Genomic DNA, 20022 nt, shown 5'->3' with positions numbered 1-20022 from the left:
CCTTCGTTTGGCGCCGCGGATCACGCCAAGCCGGGAAGCCCTGGAACACCTGTTGGCGGGCCATCAAGCGGATGGCAGTCCTCTGCCGCGCTACCGGTACGGCTCGGAGCGCGGCAAGAAGATCGTCGGCGTCCTGGTGACAGTTTCGCCGCATATCACGGTCTCCCTGGCGCGGGCCCTGGCGAAAACGGAAGCGGCGCGGGCTGTGTTCGACAGCGCCCACCGCGGCGCCAATGCCGCGGTCATGGCGGAGGCCGAGCGGGAGATCCTCGGCTGGACACGCCGCGGTGCGCAGGGGCGGGTCGAGATGCGGGGCCGGGTCGGCCGGGTGGAGATCGACCACCGGACCACGCGGCGCACCCGAGACGGGCATGTCGCCCCGATGCTCCACACGGAGAACCTGGTCTTCAATGCGGTCGTCACGCCGGACGGCCACGTCGGCGCTTTCGACCTCCGCCGGTTGTCGGGCCGGGTGGCGGCGCTTGAGCTTACCTATCAGGCGGAGCTTGCCCGGCGCCTGCGCGCCGCCGGGGCCAGCCTGCGCATGGAGGACGGGGTGGCGGTCATGGCGGAGATACCGCCCACGCTTGCCGCGGCCATGGGCCGGCGCACGGCGCAGGCGACCGCCTGGGCTTTGGACTTCGCCAAGCGCAAGCGGCTGGTGGCAGACGCCGCGACCGACCTCGACGACCTTGCGCCGCGGCTTCGGGCCGATCTCATCAAGCGCGGTGCTCGGGCGACCCAGCAGACCAGCCACGACGCAGTCGGCAACCGAGCAGCCTGGGTGCAGGAGGCTGCCGCGCATGGCTTCACACCGCGTGATTTGGTGCAGCCCGCCGGCGCCGCTCCCCAAGCCGGGCTGGGCGAGGGGATGATGCTGGAACGCTCGGCCGCGCTGCGCCGCGCCGCGATCGAGCGGCTGCAGGCTACGGTGCACATACGCGAGGCGGCGGCGGCCGAAGACCAGGAGACGCCCTCCGTCGTCGGCGTCGCCTGGCGCCAGCGCCTCCTGCAGGGCGTGCAGCAGGTCGCGCGCGAGGTGCAGCAGGCAGTGCGGGTGCTGGCGCCGCCGCCCTCCCAGCAGGCCGAGGACCGCCTGGCCGCGGCGCGCGCGACGCTGCGCCGGCAGACCGGCGACGTGCTGCGCGCGGTGGGCCATGGACTCGCTTGGCGGGCCGGCGCGGAGGCCCAGGACTGGATCCGCGCCTATCGCCTGGGCCCGGTGGTGCGGGCCGCCGCGGCCGTGGTGCGCTGGGGTGCGGAGCGCATCCGGGAGGCCATGGAGACCCGCCGGGCCGTGCGGCAGGCCTCCGCCGAGGCCGCGCTGGAGCGTCCGGCGGCGCTGCGGGCGGTTGCGGTGGCGGAGCTGCCAGCCGCCATGCCGGCGCCGGCGCTGGCCGCGGTGGCGGTGCGGGCCCGCGACATGCGTCAGCAAGCCCAGCAGCGGGCCATCAGGGCGGTGGGCCTGGGTGCCAGCCCCGGTGCCGGCCGCATGTTCAGCGACGCCCGTGCGGCTGTCCTGGTGCGGCAGATGGCCGAGGCCGCCAGGGAGACGACCGGGCCGGCCACCCCGGAGGCCCTGGTGACCTACGGGCCACCCGCGCCGCCGCGCCTGGGCGCCGCCCGGCTGCGGGAGGAGGTGCGGGCCAACCTGCCGCAGTTCGGCCCGCCGGTGCCGCCCGAGCTGGAGGAGCGGACGCCGCCCGTCCCCAGCCAGCCGGCGCCACCCCCGGTGCCGCTCGGCCCGGTGACCCGGCCCGGCATGAGCCAGGGCGAGGCGATGCTGGCCGTGCACGGCACGCCACAGAACGCCATGAACGCCCGGGCCCGCACGCTCGGCGCGCTGGTGGCGGAAGGCCACATGGACCGGTCCGCGGCGGCCGGGGCGCTGTACCGGCTGTGGCGGGGCATGGCCCGGCCGGAGACCGTCAAGGCCGCGGACCGGGACAAGGTCTTCGCGGCAGCCGAGCGGCGCATCGACCAGGCGGCGGAGGATGCTTTCGTCCGCAGCCTGCAGAAGCAGGGCGTGGCCCTGCGCGGACCCTCGGTCCAGGAGCAGGGCCAGGCGTTGAGCCAGTAGGAGGGCACCATGGAAGCCAAGGAAGTGAGGCAGGCCAGGGCGCGCGTCGAGCAGCGGGAGCGGGACTTCGTCCAGCAGACCGTCGCGCAGGGCAGGCAGTTGCGCGAGCGGAGCGCCGCCGCGGCCGCCACCCAGGAGCAGCGGGTCGCGCAGGCGGAGGGGGCGCAGCAGCGCCTGGCCCGGCGCCGCGACGACGCCGACCAGCAGGGGCAGGGCGTCTAGAGCCATCGCAAGGCGGCGAGCGCGAGGGCTAGCAGCAGGGCCGCCCGCGCCGCCACCACTCCCATGCCCCAGCGGGCATACCCGCGCCGCCGGAAGCGGCCGGCCGGGCGGGGCACGACGCGGCGGCCCAGGCGCCCGGCCGCCGCCCGCTCGATGGCCTCGCGGGCCTCGGGCACGGTGACGGAGAAGAACTCCCGGCGACCGTTCACCCGGTAGCGGTCCATGGCCACCTTCACCGCGGCCTCGACGGCGGCGCAGACCTCCACCTCGGCGAACCACGCCACCTGGAACGGGGAGGGGACGCCGGTATGCGCGGACAACTCCTTCGCGCGCAGATGCGGGTGCCGCTCGGTCATGCCCACCTTGACCATGCCCGGCATGGCCGGGTTGGTGAGGACGTAGACGTAGCCGGCGCGGTTCATGGCCGCCCCGCCTGCGGCTGGTAGGCAGTCGCGCCGATGCGGTCGCGCACTTCCGGCCGGCAGAAGGCGATGGAGGCGCGGCAGCGGATGGGCGGCGCGGCGAGGTAGAGCAGGATGCGCTCGTCCGTGCGCATGTCCTGCATCAGCTCGTGCGGCATCATCAGCGCGCGGGCGGTGTCGCGGCTGCTGTTGCTGGTGCCGCGGCTGCGGGTGCCCCACTCCAGGGCCCTGCCGGAGGTGCCGCTGTTGTGGCTCTCCGAGAACTCCTTGGCGCCGAAGGTGCCGAGTTGCTTGGAGAGGTGCTCGCTGGTCGAGAGGTCGCGCTGCGCGCCGTACATCAGCCAGGAGACGTTGCCGAACCACGCCCGCTTGCCAGCGGCGCCCCAGACCTCCTCCACCTGGCCCTCGCTCTGGTAGCAGAGGCAGAGCGTGATCTTGTACTTGCGGCCCTGGTCGCGGGCGGTGCGCAGGGCACCCATGGGGCCCCACAGCACCGCTTCGTCGATGAAGAACCACACGCGGCCGGTGACCCGGCCCTCGGCCTGGATGACCGAGTTGAGGGCGGCGGAGCCGATGGCCCGGCCGATCTCCGGCATCGCTTCGAGGGCGTCCATGCTGATCTGGCAATAGACGGTGGCGCGGCCGGTGCAGAGGTCGGCCAGGTCGAAGCTGTGCGTGCTGACCATGTTGGCGAAGCTCTCGACGTTGAGCCACGCGGTGCCCTGGTTGGCGTTGCTGCGGATGCCGTCGAAGGTGACCTTGGTGAGGTCGAACAGCGGGGCAGCGAGGTCCCGCGCCAGCCGGCTGTGCGAGGTCTCGTAGATCGCCAGCAGCACGTCCCGCAGCTCCTGCTCGGGCAGGGTCAGCAGCCGCTTGGCCAGCCGCAGGGTCTTCTCCTCCGGCGTCAGGCCGGGATGCCACAGGACATGCGCCAGCAGCGCGGTGAACAGGTTGCGGCCCTGCTCGCGGAAGTAGGCCGCGTTGTCGTTGCCCTGACCCGGCGAGGGCGGCGTGCGGCCGTAGCAGCGTTCGACCGTGGCGGTCAGGAACACCTCCGCCAGCGGGTGCTCGGCGGCAATGGCCCGGGTGATCCACATGACCACGTTGGTGCCGTACTGCCCCATGGGGTCGAGGACATGCACGGTGTGGCCGAGCCGCCGCCGCCAGTCCGCGGTCATGCTGGCCAGCTCGCCGGCCGGGTCGAAGATGAAGGCGCCGGTCTTCCAGTAGTCCAGTGTCAGGGCGAACGAGGTGGACTTGAACAGGCCGGCGGCGACCATGACCACGCCATGCGTGTTGCCCTCCCGGCAGTAGTCGAACATGAGCGGCGCCTTGCCGCCGGGCCCCCAGGTGTGCTGCCCGGACTTCACGTCCGGGTCGAAGCGCACCCGCGCCACGCCGGTCTGGTCCATGCGCACGGCCTCACCCAGCACGACGCCACCGATGGTGGGCTCGGGCTCGGAGGGGAACAGCTTGCGGACCTCGGCCATCGGCATCCAGTCCGCGGCGCCGTAGGTGTGCGAGGCGCTGCGGGTGACCAGGTAGAGGCCGAAGGCCGCCTGCATGGCGCCGCGCAGGCCGCCCTGCTGCCGGATCCACAGTCGCACCACCCCGGCCATGGCGAGGGCCGGCAGCAGTCCGGACAGGCCGAGATAGGCGGTCTCCTCGAGCGTCAGCCGGCCCGCCGCCGCCGCCATGCTGGCGTGCCACCAGAACACCGGCCGGGCGAGCGCCGGGACCGATCCGTCGAACAGCAGGTCGTCCAGGACCAGGAACAGCAGGGAGGCCGCCAGCAGCCAGCCGGCGGCGAGGATGGCGCACCACAGCAGGCCGCGGGCGCCGAGGCTGGCCCAGCGCAGGGTGGCGGCGCTGCCCATCAGTCGTTGCCGCCGATCAGGTCGCGCAGGGTCTTGCCGCGGCGCGCGGCGTCCGCGGCGAACCACACATCGCCGAAGCTGCGGACGCCGCGGTCGTTCTGGATGGGCACGATGAGGTCGATCGCCGTCTCCATGAACTCGATCAGCCGCTCGCCGTCCATGCCGCGCGCCTCCTCCGAGGCCTGGATGTTGGAGAACAGCCGGCGCACGGCCTGCTGGGCGGTGCCGCCGTGGATGGTGGTGGGGCTGCCGGGGTGGCCGGCCATGCAGTCGTTGAGGAACACCCAGGACGCCTCGGCATCGCGCAGCTCCTGCAGCACCACGTAGTCCGGCCGGAGGCGCAGCGAGGCCCGCAGCAGGTCGAGCGGCGCGGCGCCGCCCCGCTTGAACAGCATGCGGACGTGGTTGGGTTGCCGCAGCACCGCTTCCTTGGCGTCCTCGATGACGCAGATGCGGGCGTCCTCCGGCAGCAGCACGGCGTAGCTCTTGAGGACGTAGGTCTTGCCCGCCCCGGTGTCCCCGCAGAACACCGGGGTCAGGCGGCGCCGCGCGAAGCCAGCCAGGAAGGCGTCCATGTCGCCGGTGTCGAACAGCGCCAGGAGATCGCTGGCCGCGGCCCGCGCCTGCGCCTTCTGCGAGCCCCAGCGGTTCCACTGGCTCGCCTGGAACCGCTTGCCGAGCTCGCCGCCCACCGGCACCTGCTCGCCGCCCCGCCGAAAGGAGAGGATCACGGTGTGGGGCATGGCGACGGGGGGCAGCAGCGCTTCCAGCCGGTGCCCGCTGGGCATGTCGGTGCTGATGATGCTCTGGCGCACCGCCGGGCGCGTCTGCGCCTCGGCCAGCAGCGCGATGCCGCGGCACCGCGCCTCGCTCAGCGCCGGGATGGCGTGGCGGTGCCACTGGCCGCCCAGGTAGTGCCAGGCCTCGCCCGGGGTGTTCACCGCCACGTCTTCGCCCTCGGCGAGCAGGTGGGCGATGGGCTCCACCGCCGTGTCCAGCGCGTCGCGCTCGAGAGCAGGGTCGAGTTCGAGCGTCTCGCTCATGGCACTCCACCTCCTGGGCTGACCTCACATGGCGGGGCAGGCCATCTGGTTGACGCGGCGGCGCTGCCGGCAGACGTCGTGGAAGTCGAGGTCCTGGCCGGCCGTGACGAACATCGGCAGCGACCAGTCGCGCTCGGCCTCCGGCTGGCGGTTGAGCCGGTCGGCCAGCAGCCGGTTGGCCAGGCCCTGCCCGCCCGCGCCGCTGGTGAAGCCGGACAGCGCGCCGCCGAAGTTGTTGTAGGTGTTGCCGTTGCCCTGGTGGCTCTGGAGCAGCGCCTGCAGGGCGAGCGGGACGGCCTGCGTGGTGCCCTGGATCAGGGCATAGAGCGCCACCGCGCCGGTGGTCTCCCAGAAGAAGGTGTTGATGTCGGCGTCGAGGCCGGACCGCCCCTGCGCGTCGCTGCCGAGGCCCTGCAGGTTGACCACGAAGCGGTCGCCGCTGGTGACGATGCGGGTGTAGAGCACGCCGAGGCGCGGCTGGCCCTGCGCCATACCGCCGCGGATCTGCCCGTTAATGGTGGTGCCAGGCGGCAGCAGGCCGATGCGCAGGCCGTCGCCGCGGACCCACTGCGGCACCTTGCAGGTGACCAGGCCGCCCATGGCCGAGTTGTAGGTCTCGACCGGCACGCAGGGGATCTGCGTGCCGGTCAGGATCATGTACTCCGGATGCGGCATGAAGCCGGCCTTGGCGGCGGCCAGGCGGATACCCCCGTTGAGCTGCCCGCCAAGGCTGGTAGGGCTGTCGTCGCCGCCACCGCCCTGCCCGCTGCCGGGCGGTCTGGTCGGCGTGGCGTTGTCGCGCGGCTCCTTGCCGTCCTCGCGCTGCGGCGTCGGCCCGGCCGGCGGGGTGTAGGTGGAGATGGTGATGGGTGGCGGAGGCCGCAGCCTGACCACCGGCGCCACGCCCGCCTGCCCGCCCTGCTGGCCCGCCAGGATGCGCTGGGCGGACCCCCTCTGGGCCGCGGTCGGCTGCCCGCCCGGTGGCGCGCTCTCGCGCGGGTTGCCGCGGTCCTGGCCGCCCTCGGGCAGCGCGACGAAGGGCTCGGCCCGCGGCACCTTGGGCTTCTGCCCGTCGTCCGTGTGCTGGCCAGGTGGGGCGGAGAACATGCCGCCGAAGGTCACCAGCGTGAACAAGCCCAGGACCGCGCCGCCGGCCAGGCCGATCTTGGTCCAGGGCCCGGCCCGGCCCCGCCCCTGGTCCGTCGGGGTCGTAGGATCGAGGACGCTCACCGGGCCGCCACCCTCGGCCGCCCCGCCCACGGCGTCCGGATGGGCGCCACCGGCATCGTGCCGTGCCCGTCCGCGATCGGGCTGATGTTGACGACGCAGCTGGCGAGGTCGTCGTGGCGCAGGATCAGCACCGGCCGCACCGTCCCCACCCGGATCACCGTGCCCCAGGGCTCGGGCTCCATGGCGAAGGGGGTCAGCGTCTCCTTGCCGTCGAGGCGGATCTCGTAGACGTTCGGCGTCGGCCGGGTGCCCTTGTAGCGCAGGAACGTCGTGCGCCCATTGGTCCAGGCCTCGTCCGGGTGCAGCGCGGACCCGCTCCGGCAGACTCCGAGCTCGTAGCGGTCCTCCTCGGCCGGCACCGACACCGGCTCTGGCCGGGGGTTGTTCTGCCGCCAGAGGCGGGCGGCTTCGGCATCGGCGGCCCGCCTGGCGGCGGCCTGCTTCGCGGCCCAGGCCCGCTCGCGGTCAGCATAGGTGAACTGCACGCCGAAGAAGGGCTGGGCCACGCCGCTGCGGGCCTCGGGCGGCTCCGAGCGCAACTCGATGGCGTACTCGCCCGGCTCGCACGGCTTGCCAACCTCCGGGCACCACTCCGTGCGGAGGAAGAAGGGCTGCGGCGCGAGCTGGGTCCGCGGCAGGACATAGACGGTGTTGAGGACCACCGAGACGCACATGTTGCGGTTGCAGGACTGGGTGCCCTGCGCCCCGCCGGCCTGCCCGGCCTGCGCTTCCTGCTTTCGGTCTTCCTCGTCGTAGGGGTCCGTGCCGTCGAGCGCGGCCATGGTCCGCTGGTCGGAGTAAATGACGCCGCCATTCACCACATGCTCGCGCGGGTCGAGGCGGATGCGGGTGGTCATGCCCGGCTTGGTGTAGACCATCACCACCTGCTCCGGGTCGTAGCGCACGCTGCGCAGCCGCGGGTCGGCGGTGACCGCCTCGGTGGAGTCCAGCGCCAGGGCGGGCCCGGCGACGACGCTGGCGGCGCAGGCCAGCAGGAGCATGCGGCGGGTCATGGCGGGCGCCCGTTCTGGGTGATGAGGTGCTGCTGCACGGCGTCGGGCCGGGCGCCGGGGTAGCTCCACACCTGGATGCCAGGTGCGTTGAACACCGTGCGGTCAATCCAGCCGTACTCGTCATCGGGATAGACCCCAGTGCGGTAGGCCACCGTGACGTGCATGGAGATGCCCTGGTCGGGCCGGCCGCGGTCGACCTCGCGGCGCAGGAAGCGGAACTCGTAGCGGTCGTTGTCGCTGCCGACCGGCGCGTAGGCGATGGGCTCGCAGGTGTAATAGGCGCCCCGCGGGCCGAGGCGGTTCTGCGGCGCCAGCTTGTTGCTGTTCGCCATCACCTCGCGCCACTCCTTGCCGACGCGCTCGTCGCTCATGCGTTGCACGTTGACGAAGGCGCGAGGGGCTTCGGCGGGGTTCCAGCACTCCCGCCACCAGACGTAGTTCCAGAGGCTGTTCAGCGTGTTGTCCGTCTGGAACTTGACGGGCAGGCTGGAATAGGCGGCCGAGTGGACCTGCGAGCCGTCCTCGCGGGTGTAGACATAGACCACCCGGAGGGCATTGGCCGCGGCCAACTCCACCAGCTTCTCGTTGCGGTAGAGCAGGTAGCCGCAGGCGACGGCGAGGCCAGCCGCCAGCGCGGCGACGCCGAGGACATAGCTGCGTTCTCGCCGCGCCATGCGCCGATTGGCGGCGAGGGCGGCGCGGAAATGGTCGTCCAGGCCCGCGGGCGGCACCGGGGCGACCACGGGGAGGGGTCGTGAGAACCAGCTCATCAGCGGCACGCCTCCGTGGCGAGGCGGTCCATCTCCGCCTGCTGCTCGGGGCTGGGCTTCCAGCGGTCGGTGTTCAGGGCGAGTACCACCCCCTCGCATTTGGCCAGCTCATGTTTTTCGGCGCACGCGGCGGTGCCGAGCAGGACGAGGGTGAGGAGGAGGCGCATCATGGCAGGGACTCCTGTCACTTGCGGCGCACGAAGCGGTTGAGACTGTTCAGCATCCCGGGCATGGACCGGGCCAGCGCGACGGCGCCGATCTGCGCGGCTGCCCCGGCCGCACCGCCGAACAGGGTGGGCACCGCCAGCATCGTGAGGGCATCCCCGACCAGTGCGTTGCCGACCTGCCCGAGATTGGCCAGCATCTGATCCACGCTGTTGTTGACGGCTTGATCGTGGATCGCGCGCAGCAGGGTGTCTTCGCTCTGCATAGAGATTTGCAACTGCACTGAGGCTGCGAGCTGGAAGGTCCAGAGGCCGACCACCAGCCCGATCCAATGCTGGAAGAACCCGCGCGTCCGCTCGAATAACTCGAACAGGATCAGCCACGCGCCGACGCAGAGCAGCAGCCCCATGATGCGGATCGAGGTCAGCCAGATATAGGCCTGCAGCGCAACGCAGAACTGCATGCCGCCCCACACCAGCCACGTCATCATGCTGTTGCCGATGGCCGACACCGACCACGACGTGTTCCTGGTGCGGATCTCGGCCGTCAGATTGTCGATCTCCTTGGAGACCGCATCGAACTGCTGCGGCATTGTCAGATTGAAGGTGCGAGCCGACGCGGCACCGGCGAGCGAGGTCGGGATTTTCTCAAAAGCGTAGTTCCGCACGTAGTCGACCCACAGGTTCGACAGGATGAAGGACACCACCACGGCTCGCAGCAGTCGACCGACGAAGGCGAAGCCGGTGACGTGCCCCTTGGCGAACAGGAGGAACTGCACCAGCGTATAGACGGGCAGCACCGTCTTGAGGACCGGAAGCACCACTTTCAGTTCCGACGCCAGTACGCCGTCCATGCCATCCCGCACCGCGGTGTATTGCACGGCAAGGGAGGTGGCGTAGGAAGCTGCCGTGATGATCCCGGCCATGGTGAGCTACCGGCCCGCCGCCCGCGCGGCTTCGCAATCGCTCAAGCGCGCCGTACCGCGCGCGCACTGGCCGAGCACCACCGCTCGGGCGACGGGGTTATCCACGTAATACTGCCGGCTCGTCAGCAACTCGTTCGGTGTGGGCGTGTGCTGCTGGCGCTGCTCCCGTAGGTATGCTTCCCTGGCTGCCTGGTCGGCCGCGCGCTGCGCGTTGGCGCATTCCGGCATGCGCGCCGCCCGCTCGTCGTTCCGACATTCGCGCAGCACCGCGTCGCGCTCGGTCGGGTTTGCCAGGAAGTAGCTGACCGTGCGGCGGGACTGCGCTTCGGCCGAGGCGCAGCACGCGGTCAGGGCGAGGACGACCGCCGCAGCGGTCCGCATGTGGCGGTTCACCATTTGACGTCCCAAACCTCCTTGGTGTTGTCGTACCAGGTCGCCGCGGAGAGCCGGGCGAGCTCGCGGTCGCGCATCTCGTCCACCCGCGCCTGGGTGGTGGCGAGCAACTGCATGCGCTGGGCCCGGCCGGTGTCGTTCTGCAGCGCCGCTTCCTCGGCGGCGATGCGGGCCTGCAGGTCGGCCGATTCCTTGAGGTCGGCCGTGGCGCTGGCCTTGGCGCGCAACGCGCTGATGCCGAGCACACGGGCCTCGGCCGCGGCAATGGCGTCGCGGGCGTCCTGCTGGAGGTTGGCCAGCGAGAGCCGGCGCAGCGCCATCTCGCGCGCCTCCGGGTCGTCCCCGGTCGGCTCCGCATAGGTGTTGCCGCGGGCGAGCGCGGCCGCGTCGCCCCAGGTGAAGTTGCCCTGCAATGCGCTTGCGATCTGGAAGTTAGAGATCCCGGGCAGCTGCAGGTCGAGGTCAGCCAGCACGCTGCCGATGGCGTAGAGCGGGCGCGGGCCGGTGATGCCGTTGTAGATGCCGATCGCCTGGTCGAGCTGCGACTTCATCTGCGCCGCCTGCTTGGCCCAGTAGGCAGCGTCCTTGGCGATAGCCGTGGCGGTCTGGATGATGCTGGCGTTGTCGTAGACGGGGATGCCTTGCGCCCATGCCGGGCCGGCCAGGGCCAGCGCGGCGGCGGTTGCGAGCAGCATGTACTTCATTGCATCTCCCTCCTACGCGGCAGCCTCGGCCTGCCGCTGCCAGAACTCCTCGAGGTTCCGGCGCACGTCCCCCGGGCCGTTCTTCGCCTGGATGCGGCGGAACAGGCGCACGCTGTTCGTGGTGCCGGAAAAGACCGCGAGGTACTTGCGCAGCGTCTCGCCCGAGAGGTCGAAGCGGTTGACGCTGGTTTGCCCGTCCTTCCTGAAGATCAGGACGGAGCGGTACGGCAGCGAGAACATCCCCCGCTGCACCATCTGGAACACGGGCTCCGGCACGCCGAGGCCGTCCACGTAATCGGCCCGCTCGGCGGCGCTGTTGCGGAACAGCACCAGCTTGCGCGCCTGCTTGACGATGGCCTCGCCGGCCTCGTTGTTCAGCAGGTGCTCCGGCATCTGAGCAATGGCGATGAACGCCGTGTTCCGCTTGCGCCCACGCAGCGCCAGCCCCTTGCCGAGTGCCGAGAAGTCCGGCCGCTCGAAGTAGGCCGGCGCTTCCTCGCACCACACCAGGCACCGGCGGCCGTCCATCATCTCGGACGCCATCCAGAGCAGGAGTTGCCCCATCGCCGGCATCACCAGCGGATGGTCCTTGATGGCGGTCAGGTCCACGCCGACCAGTTCCACGTCGAAGTCGATGCGGTGCGCCTGGCCGTCGAAGGCCCAGGCCAGCTCGCCCCGGTACTTGCGGCACCACCGCTCGAGCGCGGCTCCGGCCCCGCCCTCCTGGAATCCCATGAAGTCGCGGATGATGCCCAGGTGACGGCGCTCCGCCGGCACCTCGCCCATCACGAAGTCTACGCCCTCGCGGATACCCTGGATGTCTTCCGCACCCGGCTCCGTGCCCGCCAGCCGGCAGAGGCCCGCCACCAGCATGCGCAGCATGGCGCGGGTCTTGCGGCTGTCGGCCAGGCGGAGCGGCGCAACCCCGCTATCCTCCTCGGCGAGGATCGGCATGTAGCTGCCGCCATTGGCGATGATGGTCTGCTCGTTGGAGTGGTCCATATCGAGCAGGATCTGCGTGCCGGGCCGCTGGCCGGCCCGCACCAGGGCGCGGGCGGCGGTGACGTTGGCCCCGAGGTAGGTGGTCTTGCCTTCCCCGTTCGGCGCCACCATCGCGAGATGCGCCACGTCGCCCACGAACAGGTCGTCCACGAACAAGGTGCCGGCGGTGGTCTGCATGGGCAGCGTCGGGCCGCCCCAGCGGAAGCTGTCCGGGCCGCGCGCGAAGCCCGCCACCGGGGACAGGGAGGCGAAATAGTCGGTGGGCAGGATGCCGGCGCGGATCTGGCACATGCGCGGCGCCCCGGGCGTCTGCGCGATCAGCGCCGACTTGGCCCCCCTCCCCTCCGGCGCGATGCGGATACCGGCGTTGACCAGGATCGTCCTGGCCCTGGACGCCAGCGTGTCCACCTGCCGCATGGCATTGCGGTAGCGCCGGCGGGCGTACTCGGCGCCGGTCTCCTCGGTCTGCCGGATGATGGCCGGGTCGGGCTCGGCGTGGAAGGCGAGGGACCAGCGGCAATAGCCCCGCATCTGCTGGCCGGTGGCGACCTCGGTGATCGCCGCCTTCATCTTGGCGGCGCCCGCCTCGTACTCCTCCCCGGCCGTCTCCATGAGCCGGCGCAGGTGCTTCATGTGGTCCTGCTGCTGGCCGCGGTTCATGAAGCGGATGTGGTTGGTCAGGACGAAGTTGCCGTCGAGCGCCAGCAACTCGTCGAACTGGTTCTGCCAGATGGTCTTGGGGAACGCGGTGACGCCGTAGACCTGACCGAAATGGCTGTCCGTACCGCCGGCCCCGTAGCGCACCTCGAAGCCGCCCCGGCCGGCGATGGGGTCGTGCGCGGCCAAGGCCGCGCCCAGCGTGCCGGGCGGCGCCACCAGCGGCTGCGGGTGGTACTTGGTGGTGCGGATGAGTTCCAGCGCCTCGGCGATCTCCGAGTACAGTAGATCGCTGCCCTCGGGACCGGGGCGCAGGCCCAGGCGCACCGGCCGGGCTCCCCGCAGCAGGCCCATGGCGAGCCCCATGGCATTCTCGAGCTGGCCCAGGCGGTCATCGTGCGCCGCTCTCTCGTCGTCGCGGGCCTCGGCATCGGCTCGGTGCCGGTTCTGCCACAGTCCACGGACGGCCTTGACCGGCGGCAGGCGCCTGAGGATGTCGGTGGCCATGGCGAATGGGGTGCCGCGAGGCCGCACCAGCACGGTCAGGAACCAGTCGTTGACCCGCAGGCCCTGGCGGACCTCCCGCGTCCAGTCCTCGAGGAACATGGCATCGAAGGCGGTGACGGCGGCGGGCCGCCCCGGCAGGGGCGGGATGCCCTCATGCCGGACCAGATGGATGAATGCCTCCACATTGTCGTCCGCGATGGCATTGAGCAGGGCGACGAGGCGCAGCAGCGCACCGTTGCGGTCCCTGTTGGACGCCAGCGCAATGGGTGGGCCCGGCATGCGCAGCATGCCCATGACGGACGCGTCGCGCAGCAGCATGGCGCCGGGCGTGCAGTGATCGAGATAGGGCAGGAAGCGCGCCGGCGCGGTCTCAAAGCCGCCGCTGTAGCCCAGGGCGCTGGCGAGGTTATCGAGGGGCATGGCCCACCCCCCGCGTCTCGCGGTCGGTCAGCGGCAAGCCGCAGAGGCGGGCGCCGCTCCAGCCGTCCTTGCCGCCGATGTCGAGGAAGCGCGCGTCGGTCGCCAGCCAGGCCAGGAGGTTGTCGAAGCCCCATAGGTCTCTGGCGACAGCGGCCTTGGCGGCGACCCAGACGACGACGAGGCTGGCAGCGAGGGCGATCCCCGCCGCCCAGCTATCGATGAACACGACCCCGAGGGCCGCCGCGGCGACGAGCCCCGAGCCGAGATTGCGGGGCAGGCCCAGCCACATCTGCGGCAGGGTGACCTCCACCTCGCAGGTGGCGGATTCGAGCGGCACATCCGCGGGCTGCCCGGCGTCCATGGCGGTCAGGAGCCGAAGATGGCCTGGGCGATAGCCGAGCTCTTGGCCGCGCCGAGGATGCCGACCAGCATGATGGCGCCGGACCACCAGGCGAAGCGGCCAACGGCGAACATGACGAAGGCGCCCATGACCATGATGGCGGCGACGGCGCGAACCACGACGACGGCCCAGTTGTAAGCTGCGGTGACGCCAGCGTTGATGTCGGCCTGCGCAAGGGCGGGCTGCGGCATTAGGGCAGCGCCGGCCACCACCGCGCAGGCGAGGGCGGCGGCGACGGAGGGCGTGCGGAGGCTCATGGATACTCCTCCTTCGGTGCGTCGGGGGATGTGGGCTGTGCCGGCGCCTGCTGGTGGCGGGCACGGGCCTGGCGCTCCCTGCAGAGGGCGAGGGCCCAGGAGTCGAAGCTCGGTGCGCATGGGGGCGGCTCGGCTGGTGGGGGCTGTTCCGGCGTGGAAGGTGCCGCGGCAGGGGAGGGGGCGGCGGCGTTGGCGCGGCCTGCGGCCACCACGCCTTGCACGTAGCCGTTGGCGAAGCCGAGGTTGGCCGTACCGGTACTATACCGACTGAAGGCGGTCAGCACGGCCGCGGAGGCCGCGGCGTTGCGGCACGGATCGAACACCGTCTCGGCGTCGAGCCCGAGCCAGCGCCAGTTGCGCACGTTGATCTGCCCGAGGCCGGCGTCGAAGTCGCGGCCCTGCGCCAGCAGCCGTCGCGCCACCGCCACGGCCTCGGTCGCACTGGTGGGCTGCTTGGGCAGTCGCGGGCCGTGGTTGATCCCAATGGCGTAGGGGTTCAGGACGCCCCTGCCTTCATGGATCCAGATGGCGGTCAGCGTGCCCGGCGCCACGTCTGGCGCGCATTGCACGGCCAGAGCAGTGGCTGCCGTCAGGGTGAGGGCCGCAGCGCTCACCAGTTGAACCCTCGGCCAATGGTCGGTGCGCCGTAGCCCGACAGCCCGTAGCTACCGTAGGCGCCGCGGCGGTGTGCGCGCTGCGAGTGACTGCTGTCATTCCCAACGCCGCCGACGACAGCCGCGGCCGAATCAGCGCCCACCCCCGCGCCGAGCAGCAGGGTGCTGCCCCAATCGGTGCGCCCATGGCGTTCCTGGCGTGCCGAGAAGGACATCGCCGGGAGCGCTGCGAAGGAACATGTGCCAGCCGTCGGTAGCCCGATGCGTCCTGCGTCGTTGCGAAGCCTGACGAGAAAACGGTCAACAACAGCATCAAGGCGCCACACCGCCAGAGCCTTTGTGATGAAGTGCAGACGCACGCCGTGGCATGGCGTATTGCTGACCAGCAATCGCAGGGTTTCTGGTCCAGTTCCGGTCGTAAGGATGGCTATGGTGGGCACACGTAGAAGGCTGCTCATTCCCGGTTCTCCATCGGGAATCAGGCGAAGCACGATGTCTGCCGCCACGTCCGTGCTTGAGGACGCGTCAGCAGATTCTCGGGTGCCAGTCGGTGCTGTGACGACGCCGACTACGAGGGCGTCGGTCCCCACCGAGGCAGGAGCAATCGGTCACCCAGCAGTGGCGTGCTGGCCGCGCCCGCTATCGAGCGCGTCGTGATTGGTGCTGCGACTATGCAAGGAAGGGCAATCAGCAGAGGCTCCATGGGAGCGCTCCAGCGATGTGTGGTCCGCACAGAGTATCGGTCTATCGATACCTAAAGCTAGTATGAAAGGGGTCCTCGCGGCGACGTGTCAGGCGGGAGCGGCAAGGCGGCACGAACGGCGCCTCACTCGTCGGGCGTGTGGTCCCAACCGGGAAGAAGGATCAAAGGTGGAACCTTGAGGGCTTTCGCCAGCGCCAGAACGGTCGAGAGCCGCGGGTCCAAAGTCCCATGCTCGAGTGAACTAATGTTTGACTGCGATATGCCGGACTTTGCGGCCAACTCATCCTGAGTGAGCCCAGCAGCCTTCCGCAAGCGAATCAGGTTTGTGCCGAACCCGTACTGCTTTGGTGGAACTTCGGCTGCTCCCTTCTTCTGTGCCGCTTGGTTTTGGTCGGGTGCGATTGAGACTGAAGGTGGCGTGACTGCATCGTCTGCTGAAGCGCCCTTTTTGATACGATCGCTATGTCGTCGTTGTGTCAATTTATGTTCCCACAAGGTAGATTTTTCTACACCAGCGGGCGCTGATTCCGACAGCGGAATCCTTGAGCCGCAAGTCTACCCAGACTTCATATTTTTCGGAATGCGTGCGATCGACCGTCAGACGGCGCCGGCCATCTGGTGTCCGTCGGCGTGCCCTATGGCAGCCGCGCCCGGCTCATCGTTATCTTCCTGCAGACGGAGGCGCTGCGCCCCAATTCGCGCGCGTCCCGCTCGGCGGCAGCCTGCGGCGCTGGCTCAGCGGGATGAACATCAGCAGAGCCGCCGCTCACAGCACGTCGTCCGCGCGCAGGCCGAACGCATTGCGCGCTGCCGTTTTGCCTTCCGCGTCGCAGCCGGCAGCCACATCGGCCTTGTGAACCAGCACGTACTCGACACTGCCATGTTCGTGCCGGCCGGCGATGCGGCACGGCATGCGTCACTCGCCGAGGTGGCCAGGCTCTCCGAGGTGTTCTTCGACCAGCTTCGCCGTCACACGGTCCCCGTGGAGGAGGTTGCTATCAGGCGCATTAGCAACAACTCGGTCGCGCTCGACCTCCATGCTTGGTTGGCCTGCTGCCTGCATGCCCTGGCAAAGTCCACACCCGTGCCCGGGGCGGCGCTGAAGGCGCAGTTCGGCGCCGACTGCGCGCGTATGGACAACTTCCGGCCGACCTTCCTGAAGAACCTCGGGCTGACGCAGGCGGTGTACCGGCATGCGACGGTGGAGGTGACCGAGCGCGGCCCACTGCCGCCCGCCTCGCACCGGCCCGTTCCGCCGCGCCCTGTGTCGCTGGTGGCAGGACGCCCGCCGTCGAGGCCGGCCGTTCTCCCGGAGCTGCCCGTCCCGGTCCATGGAGCGCCCGCCACGTGGCGTCAGCAGTTGGGCATGGCCGAGCGGGCCGGCGGACAGGAAGGTCGGCATGAAGGCAACTGACCTGCTTCTGCACACTGCGTCCGCTCGCCGTCGACTGAGCCTCGACTTCATCACCGAGCGGTTCGTCGAGGCCGGATTCAGCATCACGCGCCTCCACCTGGGCTCGCGGCGCATCCACTTCCTGCGTGGGTACCATCCCGCCGGCCGCACCATCGACGTCTGGGTGCGATCGACCAGGGAGAGTAACAAGTACGTTGCCATCCCCAAGGCGCAGATGGATCCGGCGCCGGGCGTCTACGTGGCGCTCATCTGGCTTCGCTTCGCGCAGGAGCCGCAGGTCTACCTGATCCCGAGCCGCCGCTGGCTCGACCGCAGCAGTCCGTTGCTGCTCAGCTACGACCGACCGGACCCGCAAGGTAGCTCCGCTTGGCTGTTGCGGCTCGACGCTTCCCGGCTCGAACCCTACCGCTTCGAACTGACCCTGGCCAAGCTGCTGCACGGCACGTGACAATGTCGGTCGGTTGCCGCCACGGTGAAGCGACCGACTTCCCGAGGGAACACGCGGGAAGCAGGCCGGCGCAGCAATCGTAGGACGGCCGGCGGTACCAGCCGGGCAATGCTGCCGCGATGGGGCCGTTTTTAGTCCGCTGACCCATATCGATCCATCGTTCGGGGAGCAGTCCGCTTCCGTTCAGTCGCAGGCCGCGCAGGTCAGCAGACCCACCTCCCTGGCCGCGACATGGGCGCACACCGTGCCGGCGAGGATGTCGGCATTGGTTGTTGCCAAAGCCGGCATGCCCGAGCGCGGCGGCAGTGGCGACCAGAGGAGATAGCACCACCGCCTGTGTGCCGCGCCAGGCGCTCAGTCAGGTGGCGGACGAAGCGGGCGATGTGCTCGCGCTTGGCCTGGACCGGATCAGCCCCGAGTCCGGCGCAGAACGCCAGGTACTCGGACAATCCCCGGGCGTAGGCATCGAGTGTGCGCGGCGCGCATCCGAGGTCGGACCGTATACCCAGCCACGCGAGCGCGGGCGGCACCGTGGCCAGGGCGGGCCAGCGCTCCTGCAGCGGTGCGGCAACAGCTGCGACCATTCTCCCTCCCGAGGTGGGTGACGGCGGACCAGGGCTGATTCCAAGTAACCTATACGAAGCCGGCGCGCAGGAGGTGGGCCGCCAGGTGCTCGGCGGCGATACCGGCGGCGAAGTCCCAGCCGGCCACCGCGCCGCGCCGGGGCCGACCGCGTTCGTCATGTCGGAGCGCGTAGGCGAGGGCTTCGGCCACCTCCTCCGGCGCCGCGGGCGCGAGCTCGGCCGGATCCACGCCTGCAGAGTCGGCTTCGGGCATGGCGGGTCGACCTCTGCGGCGATGTTCTCTCAATGTTTTACATGGCCGCGGGTTCATAGTCGAGACGGAAGCGGTCCGAGCGGCTGCCCGATTGCAGGCACTCGCCTGCGCGGCCATGTTCAGTCTATGTTCTTGTCCATGGGCACCGGCGCGATCGCACCCGAGGACTTGGCCGTGGCCAGGGCATTCGTCGAGCGTACCCTGACGGAGCACCCGGACCGGGCGCTGCCGGCCTGGGCGCTGGTCGAGACCCTGCGCGATGTCGAGCGCGTGGAAGGCGCCGTGCTCGACGGCGCCGCGGTCGAGCTCGCGCGCCGGCTCGCCGGCCTGCATGGCTGCCCGGCCCCGGCCTTCCCGGACGTGTTCCATGCCAACTTCTCGGCACTGGGCGACCGCGCGCTCGCGGTCAGCGTCCTTGGCCTGGCCCGATGGCTGGAGGCCGAAGCCGCGCCCGCGCCGTCCCGCGAGGCACGCTTCCTCGTGCTCGGGGCCGCCCGGCTGCTGGCCGCCGACCCGCTTATCCGCCCGCCGGCGCGTCGGGGCGGACCGACAGCCGAGCGCATCGGACCAGCAGGTGCTCTCTCCCACCCCGCCGGAATGGGGTAGGCCCGCAGGGGCGGCAGGCGGGCGATTGCGCTTGGGCCACTACCGCCGGAACACCCCGAACCGGAAGCCGGCTTCCCATCCTCTCCGCCAGGGTCCCTGCAGGGCTTTGCGGATCGGTTGCTCCCCAGCCCCTGGTGCGCCGCGGCGCCGCGACGACACTTGACCTCAAAGTCGAATCCGCATTCGGTTTCGACATGCCCGCCGAGCGTCTTCCCCTCGCAAAGCCCCGCTCCGGCGAGGCCGGCCGGACCGCCGCGGCCATCAAGGACGCCGCCCGGCACGTCATCATGCGCGACGCCACCGCCCTGCGGGCGGTCGTCAACGGCGAGACTGCCGGCACCTTCGAGGTCGGCGTCAAAGTCCGATCGCAGGTGACGGCCGGCGCGCTGCGTGCCCTGGCGGTCACGACGCGTCTGCGCGACCCTGGCCTGCCGGAGGTGCCAACCATGGTGGAGCTCGGCTTTCCCGGGATCCTCACTGGTTCCTGGAGTGCGCTCTTTGCTCCCGCTGGCGCGCCGGCGCCGGTCATCCGGCTGCTCAACGAGAGGCTGACCGCGGTGACCCGCAGCACGGAGTTCTGCAGCCGGCTGGAGGCGCTGGGCGCGCAGGCCCAGGCCGGCAGCCCCGAGGACCTGGCCGCCTGGGTCGCCGAGGAGCGCAGGCGCTGGACAGGCCTCGCGCGGCAGTTCGCCGCGGTTCTGAACTAGGCCCGCGCGATGGCGCGGCACGTCCCGGTGCTGGTCGCGGGCGGCGGCCCGGTCGGCATGACGCTCGCGCTCGAGCTCGCACGCCGCGGCGTCCGCTGCATGTTGGCGGAGCGAAATCCGGCGACCACCCAGCACCCGAAGATGGACATCACCAATGCCCGCAGCATGGAGCTGTTCCGCCGCCTCGGCGTCATCGATGCGCTGCGCGCCGTGGCGGTGCCCGAGGACAGCAACTTCGACGTTGCCTGGATCACGACGCTCGCCGGCCACGAGCTGCACCGCTTCCGCTACCCGAGTGTCGAGGGCTGGCGGCAGCTGATCCGCGAGACCAACGACGGCACCATGCCGGCCGAGCCGCCCATGCGCGTCTCCCAGGTGGAGATCGAGCCGGTGCTGCAGCGCGCCGTCCTCGCGCACCCGCTGGTCGAGGCGCGCTGGGGTGTCGCCTTCGAGGAGCTGGCTCAGGACGCCGGAGGCGTCACCGCGACGCTGCGCCGTGCCGCGGACGGCGGCACGGAGCGGGTGCGCTGCGCCTGGCTCGCCGGCTGCGACGGTGGCACCAGCGCGGTGCGCCGCGCCCTCGGCATCCCGCTCGAGGGCCAGGCC

24 protein-coding genes are annotated in these 20022 nt (G+C 70.9%); 7 read left to right on the top strand and 17 right to left on the bottom strand.

Features of this window, described 5'->3' with window-relative positions:
* Together Q7A36_RS33355 and Q7A36_RS33350 are read left to right on the top strand one after the other, a co-directional pair.
* A partial coding sequence (locus Q7A36_RS33355) for a relaxase domain-containing protein (RefSeq protein WP_305108122.1) occupies positions 1–2080 on the top strand: 2080 nt, incomplete at its 5' end.
* A 9-nt stretch (positions 2081–2089) separates the two neighbouring features.
* A complete protein-coding gene (locus Q7A36_RS33350) occupies positions 2090–2302 on the top strand; it encodes a hypothetical protein (RefSeq protein ID WP_305108121.1) in 213 nt (70 codons plus the stop codon).
* Here Q7A36_RS33350 and Q7A36_RS33345 read toward each other — a convergent pair.
* The 16 genes from Q7A36_RS33345 to Q7A36_RS33270 all read right to left on the bottom strand — a co-directional run bounded on the left by Q7A36_RS33345 (position 2299) and on the right by Q7A36_RS33270 (position 15884).
* Positions 2299–2724, bottom strand: coding sequence for a GIY-YIG nuclease family protein (locus Q7A36_RS33345; RefSeq protein WP_305108120.1), 426 nt, complete (start codon positions 2722–2724; stop codon positions 2299–2301). The genes Q7A36_RS33350 and Q7A36_RS33345 overlap by 4 nt on opposite strands.
* The gene (locus Q7A36_RS33340) at positions 2721–4601 is read right to left on the bottom strand and encodes a type IV secretory system conjugative DNA transfer family protein (RefSeq protein ID WP_305108119.1); all 1881 of its coding nucleotides are present in this window, start codon (positions 4599–4601) and stop codon (positions 2721–2723) included. The genes Q7A36_RS33345 and Q7A36_RS33340 overlap by 4 nt, the downstream gene beginning before the upstream one ends.
* The gene (locus Q7A36_RS33335; RefSeq protein WP_305108118.1) at positions 4601–5644 is read right to left on the bottom strand and encodes an ATPase, T2SS/T4P/T4SS family; all 1044 of its coding nucleotides are present in this window, start codon (positions 5642–5644) and stop codon (positions 4601–4603) included. Before Q7A36_RS33335 ends, Q7A36_RS33340 begins: the two co-directional genes overlap by 1 nt.
* A gap of 24 nt (positions 5645–5668) precedes the next feature.
* Positions 5669–6874, bottom strand: coding sequence for a TrbI/VirB10 family protein (locus tag Q7A36_RS33330; RefSeq protein ID WP_305108117.1), 1206 nt, complete (start codon positions 6872–6874; stop codon positions 5669–5671).
* The gene (locus Q7A36_RS33325; RefSeq protein ID WP_305108116.1) at positions 6871–7887 is read right to left on the bottom strand and encodes a TrbG/VirB9 family P-type conjugative transfer protein; all 1017 of its coding nucleotides are present in this window, start codon (positions 7885–7887) and stop codon (positions 6871–6873) included. Before Q7A36_RS33325 ends, Q7A36_RS33330 begins: the two co-directional genes overlap by 4 nt.
* Positions 7884–8657 (bottom strand): VirB8/TrbF family protein, encoded by a 774-nt coding sequence (locus tag Q7A36_RS33320; protein ID WP_305108115.1) that lies wholly within the window; start codon positions 8655–8657, stop codon positions 7884–7886. Before Q7A36_RS33320 ends, Q7A36_RS33325 begins: the two co-directional genes overlap by 4 nt.
* Positions 8657–8827, bottom strand: a complete 171-nt coding sequence (locus Q7A36_RS33315) for a hypothetical protein (protein WP_305108114.1) — start codon at positions 8825–8827, stop codon at positions 8657–8659. The genes Q7A36_RS33320 and Q7A36_RS33315 overlap by 1 nt, the downstream gene beginning before the upstream one ends.
* 14 nt (positions 8828–8841) lie before the next feature.
* Positions 8842–9747 (bottom strand): type IV secretion system protein, encoded by a 906-nt coding sequence (locus tag Q7A36_RS33310; RefSeq protein WP_305108113.1) that lies wholly within the window; start codon positions 9745–9747, stop codon positions 8842–8844.
* Positions 9748–9753: 6 nt separating this feature from the next.
* Complete coding sequence (locus Q7A36_RS33305) at positions 9754–10143, bottom strand: EexN family lipoprotein (RefSeq protein ID WP_305108112.1); 390 nt, start codon at positions 10141–10143, stop codon at positions 9754–9756.
* On the bottom strand, positions 10137–10844 hold the full coding sequence (locus Q7A36_RS33300) for a type IV secretion system protein (protein ID WP_305108111.1): 708 nt from the start codon (positions 10842–10844) through the stop codon (positions 10137–10139). The genes Q7A36_RS33305 and Q7A36_RS33300 overlap by 7 nt, the downstream gene beginning before the upstream one ends.
* Positions 10845–10856: 12 nt before the next feature.
* Positions 10857–13430, bottom strand: coding sequence for a VirB4 family type IV secretion/conjugal transfer ATPase (locus Q7A36_RS33295; RefSeq protein WP_305108110.1), 2574 nt, complete (start codon positions 13428–13430; stop codon positions 10857–10859).
* Entirely contained in the window at positions 13417–13791 is a 375-nt protein-coding gene (locus tag Q7A36_RS33290) for a hypothetical protein (protein ID WP_305108109.1), read from the bottom strand. Before Q7A36_RS33290 ends, Q7A36_RS33295 begins: the two co-directional genes overlap by 14 nt.
* Positions 13792–13796: 5 nt before the next feature.
* Complete coding sequence (locus Q7A36_RS33285; protein WP_305108108.1) at positions 13797–14087, bottom strand: hypothetical protein; 291 nt, start codon at positions 14085–14087, stop codon at positions 13797–13799.
* Positions 14084–14701 carry a lytic transglycosylase domain-containing protein gene (locus Q7A36_RS33280; protein WP_305108107.1) on the bottom strand — a complete coding sequence of 206 codons (618 nt, stop codon included), beginning with the start codon at positions 14699–14701 and terminating at the stop codon, positions 14084–14086. The genes Q7A36_RS33285 and Q7A36_RS33280 overlap by 4 nt, the downstream gene beginning before the upstream one ends.
* Positions 14698–15159, bottom strand: coding sequence for a hypothetical protein (locus tag Q7A36_RS33275; protein WP_305108106.1), 462 nt, complete (start codon positions 15157–15159; stop codon positions 14698–14700). The genes Q7A36_RS33280 and Q7A36_RS33275 overlap by 4 nt, the downstream gene beginning before the upstream one ends.
* 368 nt (positions 15160–15527) lie before the next feature.
* Positions 15528–15884 (bottom strand): helix-turn-helix domain-containing protein, encoded by a 357-nt coding sequence (locus Q7A36_RS33270; RefSeq protein WP_305108105.1) that lies wholly within the window; start codon positions 15882–15884, stop codon positions 15528–15530.
* Positions 15885–15984: 100 nt separating this feature from the next.
* Here Q7A36_RS33270 and Q7A36_RS33265 point away from each other — a divergent pair, with 100 nt between their 5' ends.
* Entirely contained in the window at positions 15985–16818 is an 834-nt protein-coding gene (locus Q7A36_RS33265) for a replication protein RepA (protein ID WP_370655745.1), read from the top strand.
* Positions 16805–17266 carry a hypothetical protein gene (locus tag Q7A36_RS33260; protein WP_305107395.1) on the top strand — a complete coding sequence of 154 codons (462 nt, stop codon included), beginning with the start codon at positions 16805–16807 and terminating at the stop codon, positions 17264–17266. The genes Q7A36_RS33265 and Q7A36_RS33260 overlap by 14 nt, the downstream gene beginning before the upstream one ends.
* 633 nt (positions 17267–17899) lie before the next feature.
* On the opposite strand, the gene Q7A36_RS33255 is transcribed toward Q7A36_RS33260, so the two are convergent.
* Complete coding sequence (locus Q7A36_RS33255; protein WP_305108103.1) at positions 17900–18103, bottom strand: hypothetical protein; 204 nt, start codon at positions 18101–18103, stop codon at positions 17900–17902.
* Between the two features lie 174 nt (positions 18104–18277).
* Between Q7A36_RS33255 and Q7A36_RS33250 the strand changes: the two genes are divergently transcribed.
* The 3 genes from Q7A36_RS33250 to Q7A36_RS33240 form a co-directional block, all read left to right on the top strand.
* The gene (locus Q7A36_RS33250) at positions 18278–18709 is read left to right on the top strand and encodes a hypothetical protein (RefSeq protein WP_305108102.1); all 432 of its coding nucleotides are present in this window, start codon (positions 18278–18280) and stop codon (positions 18707–18709) included.
* A gap of 194 nt (positions 18710–18903) precedes the next feature.
* Positions 18904–19416: a tripartite tricarboxylate transporter substrate-binding protein gene (locus Q7A36_RS33245; RefSeq protein ID WP_305108101.1), complete on the top strand. Its 513-nt coding sequence runs from the start codon at positions 18904–18906 to the stop codon at positions 19414–19416.
* A 9-nt stretch (positions 19417–19425) separates the two neighbouring features.
* Positions 19426–20022 (top strand): FAD-dependent monooxygenase (locus tag Q7A36_RS33240; RefSeq protein WP_305108100.1); only part of this gene is annotated, 597 nt, incomplete at its 3' end.

Source organism: Paracraurococcus lichenis, assembly GCF_030657435.1.
Classification (GTDB): Bacteria; Pseudomonadota; Alphaproteobacteria; order Acetobacterales; family Acetobacteraceae; genus Paracraurococcus; species Paracraurococcus lichenis.
The sequence above is the reverse complement of the archived record's forward strand: the minus strand, read 5'-3'. Positions and strand labels throughout refer to the sequence as shown.

Bases quoted from the DNA above. Each gene is read 5' to 3' on its own strand.
- Q7A36_RS33350 (WP_305108121.1), top strand. From the start codon at position 2,090: ATGGAAGCCAAGGAAGTGAGGCAGGCCAGGGCGCGCGTCGAGCAGCGG.
- Q7A36_RS33345 (WP_305108120.1), bottom strand. From the start codon at position 2,724: ATGAACCGCGCCGGCTACGTCTACGTCCTCACCAACCCGGCCATGCCG.
- Q7A36_RS33340 (WP_305108119.1), bottom strand. From the start codon at position 4,601: ATGGGCAGCGCCGCCACCCTGCGCTGGGCCAGCCTCGGCGCCCGCGGC.
- Q7A36_RS33335 (WP_305108118.1), bottom strand. From the start codon at position 5,644: ATGAGCGAGACGCTCGAACTCGACCCTGCTCTCGAGCGCGACGCGCTG.
- Q7A36_RS33325 (WP_305108116.1), bottom strand. From the start codon at position 7,887: ATGACCCGCCGCATGCTCCTGCTGGCCTGCGCCGCCAGCGTCGTCGCC.
- Q7A36_RS33320 (WP_305108115.1), bottom strand. From the start codon at position 8,657: ATGAGCTGGTTCTCACGACCCCTCCCCGTGGTCGCCCCGGTGCCGCCC.
- Q7A36_RS33315 (WP_305108114.1), bottom strand. From the start codon at position 8,827: ATGATGCGCCTCCTCCTCACCCTCGTCCTGCTCGGCACCGCCGCGTGC.
- Q7A36_RS33310 (WP_305108113.1), bottom strand. From the start codon at position 9,747: ATGGCCGGGATCATCACGGCAGCTTCCTACGCCACCTCCCTTGCCGTG.
- Q7A36_RS33305 (WP_305108112.1), bottom strand. From the start codon at position 10,143: ATGGTGAACCGCCACATGCGGACCGCTGCGGCGGTCGTCCTCGCCCTG.
- Q7A36_RS33300 (WP_305108111.1), bottom strand. From the start codon at position 10,844: ATGAAGTACATGCTGCTCGCAACCGCCGCCGCGCTGGCCCTGGCCGGC.
- Q7A36_RS33295 (WP_305108110.1), bottom strand. From the start codon at position 13,430: ATGCCCCTCGATAACCTCGCCAGCGCCCTGGGCTACAGCGGCGGCTTT.
- Q7A36_RS33290 (WP_305108109.1), bottom strand. From the start codon at position 13,791: ATGGACGCCGGGCAGCCCGCGGATGTGCCGCTCGAATCCGCCACCTGC.
- Q7A36_RS33285 (WP_305108108.1), bottom strand. From the start codon at position 14,087: ATGAGCCTCCGCACGCCCTCCGTCGCCGCCGCCCTCGCCTGCGCGGTG.
- Q7A36_RS33275 (WP_305108106.1), bottom strand. From the start codon at position 15,159: ATGAGCAGCCTTCTACGTGTGCCCACCATAGCCATCCTTACGACCGGA.
- Q7A36_RS33265 (WP_370655745.1), top strand. From the start codon at position 15,985: ATGCGTGCGATCGACCGTCAGACGGCGCCGGCCATCTGGTGTCCGTCG.
- Q7A36_RS33260 (WP_305107395.1), top strand. From the start codon at position 16,805: ATGAAGGCAACTGACCTGCTTCTGCACACTGCGTCCGCTCGCCGTCGA.
- Q7A36_RS33255 (WP_305108103.1), bottom strand. From the start codon at position 18,103: ATGCCCGAAGCCGACTCTGCAGGCGTGGATCCGGCCGAGCTCGCGCCC.
- Q7A36_RS33245 (WP_305108101.1), top strand. From the start codon at position 18,904: ATGCCCGCCGAGCGTCTTCCCCTCGCAAAGCCCCGCTCCGGCGAGGCC.